Source organism: Pseudomonas sp. 2,4-D, assembly GCF_030418155.1.
GTDB classification, from domain to species: Bacteria; Pseudomonadota; Gammaproteobacteria; order Pseudomonadales; family Pseudomonadaceae; genus Aquipseudomonas; species Aquipseudomonas alloputida.
Map to the genome: position 1 here is coordinate 43,339 of NZ_JAUHUI010000039.1, position 9,122 is coordinate 52,460.

Below are 9,122 nucleotides of genomic sequence, written 5' to 3' on the forward strand. Positions count from 1 at the left end.
TCAGGCGTTTGCAGCGGCTTGGCAGGGTTAAAGATAGTTCATCCTGGGCACGACACCTCAAGCCTGCGGGTTGGCATGAGGGTAGGGAAAGTCGAGGCGACAAAAATCAGGGAGGCATAAAGCAACAAACCCCGCGCTGCATTACACAGGCGGGGTTTGTTCTGACGAATATGGTTGCGGGAGCCGGATTTGAACCGACGACCTTCGGGTTATGAGCCCGACGAGCTACCAGGCTGCTCCATCCCGCGTCAGTGGGGCGGATTCTACAGCGTGTAGTTTATATGTCAAGCGCTAGGCTTTGATTTGTCGATGTTTTTTCGAAAAAGCTTTTAAACGGGCAAAGAAAAAGGCCACTGCGTTAACAGTGGCCTTTTCTCGAATCTGGTTGCGGGAGCCGGATTTGAACCGACGACCTTCGGGTTATGAGCCCGACGAGCTACCAGGCTGCTCCATCCCGCGTCAGTGGGGCGGATTCTACAGCGTGTAGTTTATATGTCAAGCGCTAGGCTTTGATTTGTCGATGTTTTTTCGAAAAAGCTTTTAAACGGGCAAAGAAAAAGGCCACTGCGTTAACAGTGGCCTTTTCTCGAATCTGGTTGCGGGAGCCGGATTTGAACCGACGACCTTCGGGTTATGAGCCCGACGAGCTACCAGGCTGCTCCATCCCGCGCCTGTGAGATCGAATTCTACGGATTTACGCACTGATGTCAAGCAATTGTTTTGGAAAAACCTTTTTTGTTCAAACCCTTAGCGCTTCATGGCCGTGTACAGCTCAGTCACGGCGGGGCTTTCAGGCCGATTATCGTGTAGCAAAGCAGGTGAGCTGTTTCAGAGCAGGGCGCATGCGATACTATCTGTATGAATTTACAGTGCTGACGGTCGTCCATGTCCTTGCGCAAGATCATCCACGTCGACTGCGATTGTTTCTACGCTGCGATCGAGATGCGTGACGACCCGCGCCTGGCCGGTCGCCCCATGGCGGTGGGGGGCTCGCCCGACCATCGCGGGGTAATCGCCACCTGCAACTATGAAGCGCGTGCCTATGGCGTGCGCTCGGCCATGTCATCGCGGCATGCGCTGAAGCTTTGCCCCGACCTGTTGATCGTCAAGCCGCGCTTCGAGGCCTACCGTGAGGCCTCGCGGGAAATCCACACGATCTTTCGCGACTACACAGAGCTCATCGAGCCTTTGTCCCTGGACGAAGCCTATCTGGATGTAAGCGACAGCCAGTGGTATTCGGGCAGCGCCACGCGCATTGCCGAAGATATTCGCCGGCGTGTTGCCCGCACCCTGCATATCACTGTGTCGGCTGGCGTGGCGCCTAACAAGTTTCTGGCCAAGATCGCCAGTGACTGGCGCAAACCCAATGGGCTGTTCGTGATTACCCCAAATGAAGTGGAAACGTTCGTTGCAGCCTTGCCGGTGGCCAGGTTGCATGGGGTGGGCAAGGTGACGGCCGACAAACTGACGCGGCTGGGCATCGAAACCTGCCTGCATTTGCGTGAGTGGTCACGGCTGGCATTGGTGCGCGAGTTCGGCAGTTTTGGCGAGCGGTTGTGGGGGTTGGCGCGTGGGATCGATGAGCGTGCGGTGCATAACGACAGCCGACGCCAGTCGGTGAGTGTGGAAAACACCTACGACACCGACCTGCCAGACCTGGCCAGTTGCCTGGCGCGGCTGCCAGAGCTGCTGGCTAGCCTGAACGAACGCATCGCCCGAATGGACAGCAGTTACCGGCCAGACAAACCGTTCGTCAAGGTCAAGTTCCATGACTTCAGCCAGACCACCATGGAGCAGGCCGGGGCGGGCCGGGACCTGGAGAGTTATCGGCAATTGCTGGGGCAGGCGTTCGCCCGTGGCGGCAAGCCGGTACGCTTGCTAGGGGTAGGGGTGAGGTTGCGTGACTTGCGGGGCGCGCATGAACAGCTGGAGCTGTTCCCGTCCAAATGAAAGGGGCTGCAATGCAGCCCTTTCTGTCAATGCACGCCTGGATCAGCCACCAACCGGCCAGTGGCCTTGGTCAGCGACTGCAAGAATTCCTGCTGCAGCTCCGGATCGTTGCGGGTCAGCTCGATCAGGCTCTGTTCCATTTCACTGGCTTCCTCTTCAAGGCCCAGTTCGGACAGGCGCTTGACCCGGTGCACCCACTGGCCGACATCATCATCTTCGAGGTCATCGAAGATCAGCTCATGGGCTTCGAGCAGCTTATTGCGCAGGGTGGCGCTGACCAACAGGCTGGCATCGCCTCGTACCGCATTGTCCTCGTCAAGTACTTGCAGGTGCAGGGTGCCGACGTGGTTGAGGTTCTGCTCGGAGAACGGGCTGTCGAGCAGGTTCAGGCGCAGCACGCCGTTGCGGTCGGTGGTCAGCTCGTGGGTCATCTTGCCGGCCTTGACCTCGACCAGGCGCTCGCTCCAGGGCAGGCTGATGGATTCCTCGCGCTTGCCTTTCTGCACTTCGCTGATCCCGGCCAGGTTCTGCTGGGCGCGGCCGTTGGATGGCACGTTCATGAACGGGTTGAGCCCATCCACGCCATAGCTGAGCCAGTCGTGGGTGATACTTTGCGGCAGGTTACCCAAGGCGAAGACGTTGACCACATTGGCGCCGACTCCCGCCACCACGGCCACTGCACCCAGCGGGATCTCATAGATCTCCCGCCAGGGTTGGTAAGGCGTGTAGCGGTCATAGCGACGGGTCACTTCGAATTCGGTGACTTCGAAGCGCTTTTGCTCATGCACGCGCACACGTCGCTGCGGAAGCTCCATCACCTTCGGCTCGCCGACATCGATCTGCAGGGTGTGCTCGAGCAGTTTGCGCTCGACGCGCTCCTCATGGTCGCTGCGCTGGGACATCTGGTTGGCGCAGCCGCTGACGAGCAGGGCGCCGCACAGTGCGGCGCCCCCAAGGGTAAAGGTACTTCGCTTGTACATGATCACTCGTGCATTGGTTATCAGCGGCGAACGCGGGCCTGCAGGAAGGTCAGCACTTCATTGAGCGGCAACGCCTGGGCGTCCTGCTCGGTGCGGTGCTTGTACTCCAGGTTGCCTTCGGCCAGGCCGCGATCGCTGACGACGATGCGGTGCGGGATACCGATCAGCTCCATGTCGGCAAACTTGATGCCTGGGCTGGTCTTCTTGTCGCGGTCGTCCAGCAGCACTTCATAGCCGGCGGCAGTCAGTTCGGCATACAGCTTGTCGGTTGCTTCGCGGACCACGTCGGTTTCGTAGCGCAGTGGGACAAGGGCAATCTGGAATGGCGCCAGGGCGTCGTTCCAGATGATGCCCTTGTCGTCATAGCTCTGCTCGATGGCAGCTGCAACCACACGGGACACGCCAATGCCGTAGCAACCCATCGACAGCACGACCGGCTTGCCGTTCTCGCCCAGCACCTGGCACTTCAGCGCCTCGCTGTACTTGGTACCCAGCTGGAAGATGTGGCCCACTTCGATGCCGCGCTTGATAACCAGGGTGCCCTGGCCGTCAGGGCTCGGGTCGCCCTCGACCACGTTACGCAGGTCGGCGACTTGTGGAACCGGCAGGTCGCGCTCCCAGTTCACACCGAAGTAGTGCTTGTCGTCGATGTTGGCGCCAATGCCGAAGTCGCTCATCAGGGCAACCGAGCGGTCGATGATGATTTCCAGTGGCAGGTTGAGCGGGCCGAGCGAGCCGGCGCCGGCGCCAATGGCGTCGCGCAGTTCGGCTTCGGTGGCCATGACCAGCGGGTCGGCAACCTGTTCCAGCTTGGTAGCCTTGATTTCGTTCAGTTCGTGGTCGCCACGGACGATCAGGGCAATCAGCTTGCCCTCTTCGGCACCGCGTACGATCAGGGTCTTGACGGTCTTTTCGATCGGCAGGCCGTGGTTTTCCACCAACTGGGCGATGGTCTTGGCATTCGGGGTGTCGACCAGGCGCAGCTCCTCGGTAGGGGCAGGGCGCACGGTTTCACGCGGGATGGCTTCGGCCTTCTCGATGTTGGCGGCGTAGTCGGAGCTGTCGCTGAAGATCACGTCATCTTCGCCAGACTCGGCCAGCACGTGGAACTCGTGCGAGTAGCTGCCACCGATCGAGCCGGTATCGGCCTGCACTGGGCGGAAGTCCAGGCCCAGGCGGGTGAACACATTGGTGTACGCCTGGTGCATGCGATCATAGGTTTCCTGCAGGGAAGCCTGGTCGGCATGGAACGAGTAGGCGTCCTTCATGATGAACTCGCGGCCACGCATCAGGCCGAAGCGCGGGCGGATCTCGTCACGGAACTTGGTCTGGATCTGGTACAGGTTGAGCGGCAGCTGTTTATAGCTGGACAGCTCGTTACGGGCCAGGTCGGTGATCACTTCTTCGTGGGTAGGGCCGACGCAGAAGTCACGCTGGTGGCGGTCTTTCAGGCGCAGCAGCTCAGGGCCGTATTGTTCCCAGCGACCGGATTCCTGCCACAGCTCGGCGGGCTGGATGCTCGGCATCAGCACTTCCAGGGCGCCGGCGGCGTTCATTTCCTCACGCACCACGGCTTCGACCTTGCGCATTACCCGCAAGCCCATCGGCAGCCAGGTGTACAGGCCGGAGGCCAGTTTGCGGATCATGCCGGCACGCAGCATGAGCTGATGGCTGATGACCACTGCGTCGGCAGGGGTTTCTTTCTGGGTGGCGAGCAAATATTGACTGGTGCGCATGGTTAGCCGTGTCGATTGCCTAAGACGTTGAAATAGCCCCGTATTGTACGGGGGGGAAACGAAGGCGTACAGGATGCCCCAGGGCGTGACACTTGTCAGCCAAGAAAAAGCCCGGCGTGATTGCCGGGCTTTTTCAGGTGCGGGGCACTGCAAGCCAGGCTTACAGGATGCTCAGCGGGTACTCCACGATCAGGCGCAGTTCGTCGATCGATGGGGAACCGTAGTACACGCCATCGCCCGAACGGTAGGTGGCCTGACGTACGCGGAAGCTCAGGTCCTTGGCCGGGCCGCTCTGCATCACGTACTTGACGTCGATGTCGCGTTCCCATTCCTTGCCGCTGTCGGTGGTGCGGGTGGTGGCACCGGTACCGCTAACGTAGCGGGTCATGAAGGTCAGGCCAGGTACACCGAACTCGGCGAAGTTCAGGTCGTAGCGCGCTTGCCAGGATTTTTCGTCTTCGGCGTTGAAGTCGGAACGGGCAACGGAGTTGGCCAGGAAGACGGTGCCGCCACCGTCCACGCCGTAAGCGTAATCACCGTCGCCGCTGACTTTCTGGTAGGCCAGGGTGAAGGTGTGGGCGCCAACGTTGTAAGCGGCCGACAGGCTGGCTGCGATGTTGTCCAGCTCATTGGTGCCGTCGGACTTGCTGACGTAGGCGCCGGTCAGGTTGTTGCCAATCGACTTGGTGTCATAGATGTTGAAGTCGAACACCAGGCCTTGCTTGTCGCTGATCGGCAGCGCCCAGTTGATGTTGCCGTACCACTTGCGGAAGTGATCTTCGATACGCGAGTAGTAGACGCTGGTGCTGAGGCTGTCGGTAATGGCGTAGGTGCCACCAAAGACGTTGGCTTCAGTCAGGTTCAGGCTGTCGTGGTAGGTCTGAGCCTGGGCGTTGAGTGCGGTGAAGTGACCGGCATGCAGGGTCAGGCCATCGATTTCGTTGCTGGTGATCAGGCCGCCTTCAGCCACTTCCGGCAGCAGTCGGCTGTCGTCGGTAGCCAGTACTGGCAGGGCGGTGAACTGGTCGCCGAACTTGAGCACGGTGTTGGAAATGCGCATTTTCACTGCGCCGCCGCCTTCGGAGTAGTCGTCTTGCGAGCGACCGTCGGCACCTGTCGGGAACAGGCCGGTGCCGGCGCGGCCTTTGCCGCTGTCCAGCTTGAGGCCCAGCATGCCGATGGCGTCGACACCGAAGCCTACGGTGCCTTGGGTGAAGCCCGATTCGAAGGTGCCGAGGAAGCCAAGGCCGGTTTCTTCAACGCGGCTCTGGGAGCCAGGCGCGTTGTTACGGAAGTCACGGCTAAAGTACAGCATGCGGGTCTTGACGCTCAGCTTGCTGTCTTCGATGAAACCTTTGGACTCGTCCTGTGCCGAGGCCATTGCCAACTGCGAGGTCCCTGCCGAAACGGCCAGGGCGATCATGCTCCACTTCATCACGCGCATCGTGATTTGCTCCTTTGGTTTTTAGGAAGAGTACCGCTGCGTCCAAGTCTTTTAGTTATATGGGGCAGCTCTTTCTTTTTATGTCGGCGAAAATGTATAGCACGCAGACTGTTGTTGGCGATATGGCTATAAGCACTCTTTGCGGAACTTTTTCACCGTGTCGCTTTTAAGTATTTCCATGTCGCAAATCACGCCCCGGTTCAGGGGCCGTATAACCTCAGCGCTGTTCCTGGCACCGTAACGAATCTGTAACCGCCGATTCCGGTTGAGGAAACTCCCTGGTAACCCATGTCGCTGTTGTTATTTGTCGCGTACACCTGCTACTGCAGATGTCGTGCCGACTTGGCGTGAAGGGAATGCAACAAGCGTGCTCAAAATTCGCAACAGTTCATGAAATTTTCACAAAACCTGCTACCGAGGGTCGGAAAGTCCCGTAAATGCGGGACGAAGGCTGCTTGTGTGATTTATGCGATCGAGAATCATTAGAAATTAAAAACTTGCCTTTAGAGTCAAAGTGTTACCGCAACTTGTTCATCCAGCATCGTTTGTGGGGTGGTCAGTGTGGGGAGGGCGGGCAGGTGGCCTCATTTTGGTGCGAAAAGTAGCGCTGTGTTACCGGGAGTGTGCAAGGTATCCTTGCTGGCCTGTTTTCCGCCTGAAGCGGGATGGTATTGCCTGAAGGAGATATGCCGTGTTCGTCCTCGATTCGCGTTTGCAGCAGGATTCGCTGGTGTTGGGAGAGTTTCCGCTGTGCCAGTTGCTGCTGAGCAAGGATGCCAATTACCCATGGTTCATTCTGGTGCCCAAGCGCGCTGGTATCAGTGAGCTGTTCGAGCTGGATGTGGCAGAGCAACAGCAGTTGTGGCAGGAAACCACCTTGTTGGCAGAGGCGTTGAAGGCCAGCTATGGGGCCGACAAGATGAACGTGGCTACGTTGGGCAACGTGGTCAGCCAGTTGCACATGCATGTGATTGTGCGCCAGCGCGACGACGCCGCATGGCCGGCACCGGTATGGGGCAAGTGTGCGCCTGTGGGCTACACCGATGATCAACTGCAAGCTGTTCGCCAGCGCCTGCGCGGGCTACAACTTGCTGGATACCAAGAGGCCTGAGATGACACTGGAAATGCGGATGGTCGAACTGGAAACCCGTCAGGCGTTTCAGGATGACGCTATCCAGGCGCTGAATGACGTGGTGGTGGAGCAAGCGCGGGTGATCGAGCGGCTGCAATTGCAGATGGCCGAGCTGATCAAGCGTCATGAAGAGATGGTTGGCCAGTATGGCAGCGAAGGGGAAGAGGCCCCGCCTCCTCATTATTGAGTTGTTCCAGGCTGCTATCGCCGGCAAGCCAGCCCCCACAGGTATGATGCTGCCTTCAGGGGCAGCACGGCCCTTGTGGACGCTGGTTTGCCGTTGATAGCGTCGGCCGGTCAGCCGTTGGTCAACGGCGGTTTACTGCAACCACGTCTTCGGCCTGCAGGCCCTTGTCGCGGTGCATCACCGAAAACTCCACGCGCTGGCCTTCGACCAGAATGCGGTGGCCCTCACCGCGGATGGCCCGAAAGTGCACGAAGATGTCATCGCCCGAGTCTCGGGAGATGAAACCAAAGCCTTTCGATGTGTTGAACCATTTGACGGTGCCGGTATCACGGTTGCCAGCATCTTGTGTCACGTGTTGAGTGCCGCGTGCCTTGCGCGGGCTGCGGGCAAAGCCCACGGCCAGATGCACGGCCACGGCCAGCGCCGCACACACCAGGGCTGCCAGGTTGCCCATTTCGGGGCGGGCCAGTAGCGTCAGGGTCTGCAGCACGACGGCGACTACCAGCAGGGCGCAGGCCAGGTGCTGCAGTTGTTGTCGCGCGCCGCGATGATACAGCGGCACGACCGGGGCCAGCACAAGGTTGAGCAGGCCGAGCAGGGCCAGGTAGACCGCGTCGGGTTGTTGCAGGAAGGGTGTCGCATCGGTTTTCAGGCTGGGTATGAGCGATAGCAGCAAAGCTGCCACGCCCGTCACCAGATGGACGATCTTGAACATGGGGTTGGCTCACTGTTGATAAGGCCGATCACAGGAAGAGCTGGCAGCACGGTGCGCATGAGATATAGGGCGCGAACACGTGGCAGGCCAGCCTATGCACCCGGCAATGACAATCCGCACGGGTGGCACAGTGCCTATTTAACAGTAAAGCCGCAGCCTACTCAAACCGCAGGCCGCCCAGTGGGCGATGTATTGCGCCATGTCACATGCGGCATGCGACAAGTGTTGCTACAGTGGTCGGCGACCGCTTGAGTCTCAAGCCTTATGGAAAGGGGAGCTTCATGGCAATCGATATCGGTATCAGTGAAGAAGATCGCAAGTCCATCGTCGATGGGCTGTCCCGCCTGTTGTCGGATACCTACGTGCTGTATCTGAAAACCCATAACTTTCACTGGAACGTCACCGGCCCGTCGTTCCGCACCTTGCACCTGATGTTCGAAGAGCAGTACAACGAACTGGCGCTGGCAGTCGATTCGATCGCCGAGCGCATCCGTGCCTTGGGCTTCCCTGCACCGGGTTCGTATGCATTCTATGCACGGCACTCGTCGATCAAGGAGGAGGAAGGCGTCCCCCCGGCAGACGAGATGATCCGCCAGTTGGTTCAGGGGCAGGAGGCCGTGGTACGCACTGCGCGCAGCATTTTCCCTGTGGTGGACAAGGTCAGTGACGAGCCGACCGCCGACCTGCTGACGCAGCGCATGCAGGTACACGAGAAAACCGCCTGGATGCTGCGGGTACTGCTCGACGGCAAGTAACCGTTGCTCAAGACGGAAAGCTTGCGCAACCCCTGTGGGAGCGGGCACGCCGGCGAACACCGGCGCAGCCGGTGCCATTCACCGCATTGTCTGCTCCCACAGGCTGGACTGCCCCCCAAAAGTTGGACAGTTCTAAGCTACAGCCCGAGCCCTGTATTCCACAGGGCTCAGGCCATTGAGTCTCAGCTTGATGCGATCATGGTTGTAGTAGTGAATGTACTCA

9 protein-coding genes and 3 tRNA genes are annotated in these 9,122 nt (G+C 59.4%); 4 read left to right on the forward strand and 8 right to left on the reverse strand.

The features are described from left to right. Nucleotides 1–171 precede the first annotated feature (171 nt). The 3 genes from QYE47_RS22100 to QYE47_RS22110 all read right to left on the reverse strand — a co-directional run bounded on the left by QYE47_RS22100 (nucleotide 172) and on the right by QYE47_RS22110 (nucleotide 670). Nucleotides 172–248 (reverse strand) — tRNA-Met (locus tag QYE47_RS22100). A gap of 134 nt (nucleotides 249–382) precedes the next feature. Next, nucleotides 383–459 (reverse strand) — tRNA-Met (locus tag QYE47_RS22105). A 134-nt stretch (nucleotides 460–593) separates the two neighbouring features. After that, a tRNA-Met gene (locus QYE47_RS22110) sits at nucleotides 594–670 on the reverse strand. 221 nt (nucleotides 671–891) lie between these two features. On the opposite strand from QYE47_RS22110, the gene dinB reads away from it, so the two are divergent. Further along, nucleotides 892–1,950: a DNA polymerase IV gene (gene dinB / locus QYE47_RS22115; RefSeq protein WP_162470265.1), complete on the forward strand. Its 1,059-nt coding sequence runs from the start codon at nucleotides 892–894 to the stop codon at nucleotides 1,948–1,950. Nucleotides 1,951–1,976: 26 nt separating this feature from the next. Here the strand turns inward: dinB and QYE47_RS22120 are convergent, their stop codons facing one another. The 3 genes from QYE47_RS22120 to QYE47_RS22130 all read right to left on the reverse strand — a co-directional run bounded on the left by QYE47_RS22120 (nucleotide 1,977) and on the right by QYE47_RS22130 (nucleotide 6,110). Beyond that, nucleotides 1,977–2,930 carry a hypothetical protein gene (locus QYE47_RS22120; RefSeq protein ID WP_014589989.1) on the reverse strand — a complete coding sequence of 318 codons (954 nt, stop codon included), beginning with the start codon at nucleotides 2,928–2,930 and terminating at the stop codon, nucleotides 1,977–1,979. A gap of 20 nt (nucleotides 2,931–2,950) precedes the next feature. After that, nucleotides 2,951–4,666 carry a proline--tRNA ligase gene (locus QYE47_RS22125; protein WP_014589990.1) on the reverse strand — a complete coding sequence of 572 codons (1,716 nt, stop codon included), beginning with the start codon at nucleotides 4,664–4,666 and terminating at the stop codon, nucleotides 2,951–2,953. A gap of 160 nt (nucleotides 4,667–4,826) precedes the next feature. Continuing rightward, nucleotides 4,827–6,110, reverse strand: a complete 1,284-nt coding sequence (locus QYE47_RS22130) for an OprD family porin (protein ID WP_019438836.1) — start codon at nucleotides 6,108–6,110, stop codon at nucleotides 4,827–4,829. A gap of 691 nt (nucleotides 6,111–6,801) precedes the next feature. Here QYE47_RS22130 and QYE47_RS22135 point away from each other — a divergent pair. Next, nucleotides 6,802–7,221: an HIT domain-containing protein gene (locus tag QYE47_RS22135; protein ID WP_014589992.1), complete on the forward strand. Its 420-nt coding sequence runs from the start codon at nucleotides 6,802–6,804 to the stop codon at nucleotides 7,219–7,221. A gap of 1 nt (nucleotide 7,222) precedes the next feature. Further along, nucleotides 7,223–7,429 (forward strand): SlyX family protein, encoded by a 207-nt coding sequence (locus QYE47_RS22140; protein WP_012051473.1) that lies wholly within the window; start codon nucleotides 7,223–7,225, stop codon nucleotides 7,427–7,429. Nucleotides 7,430–7,550: 121 nt separating this feature from the next. Here QYE47_RS22140 and QYE47_RS22145 read toward each other — a convergent pair whose 3' ends face one another. After that, the gene (locus QYE47_RS22145) at nucleotides 7,551–8,144 is read right to left on the reverse strand and encodes a cold-shock protein (RefSeq protein WP_014589994.1); all 594 of its coding nucleotides are present in this window, start codon (nucleotides 8,142–8,144) and stop codon (nucleotides 7,551–7,553) included. Nucleotides 8,145–8,425: 281 nt separating this feature from the next. Here QYE47_RS22145 and QYE47_RS22150 point away from each other — a divergent pair, with 281 nt between their 5' ends. Next, complete coding sequence (locus QYE47_RS22150; RefSeq protein ID WP_003254783.1) at nucleotides 8,426–8,899, forward strand: Dps family protein; 474 nt, start codon at nucleotides 8,426–8,428, stop codon at nucleotides 8,897–8,899. 132 nt (nucleotides 8,900–9,031) lie between these two features. Here QYE47_RS22150 and QYE47_RS22155 read toward each other — a convergent pair. Further along, on the reverse strand, nucleotides 9,032–9,122 hold a 91-nt coding region (locus QYE47_RS22155; protein WP_144180057.1), incomplete at its 5' end, for an IS3 family transposase.

Excerpts from the sequence above, each read along its gene's own strand:
- QYE47_RS22120 (WP_014589989.1), bottom strand. The coding sequence starts at position 2,930 with ATGTACAAGCGAAGTACCTTTACCCTTGGGGGCGCCGCACTGTGCGGC.
- QYE47_RS22125 (WP_014589990.1), bottom strand. The coding sequence starts at position 4,666 with ATGCGCACCAGTCAATATTTGCTCGCCACCCAGAAAGAAACCCCTGCC.
- QYE47_RS22130 (WP_019438836.1), bottom strand. The coding sequence starts at position 6,110 with ATGCGCGTGATGAAGTGGAGCATGATCGCCCTGGCCGTTTCGGCAGGG.
- QYE47_RS22140 (WP_012051473.1), top strand. The coding sequence starts at position 7,223 with ATGACACTGGAAATGCGGATGGTCGAACTGGAAACCCGTCAGGCGTTT.
- QYE47_RS22145 (WP_014589994.1), bottom strand. The coding sequence starts at position 8,144 with ATGTTCAAGATCGTCCATCTGGTGACGGGCGTGGCAGCTTTGCTGCTA.
- QYE47_RS22150 (WP_003254783.1), top strand. The coding sequence starts at position 8,426 with ATGGCAATCGATATCGGTATCAGTGAAGAAGATCGCAAGTCCATCGTC.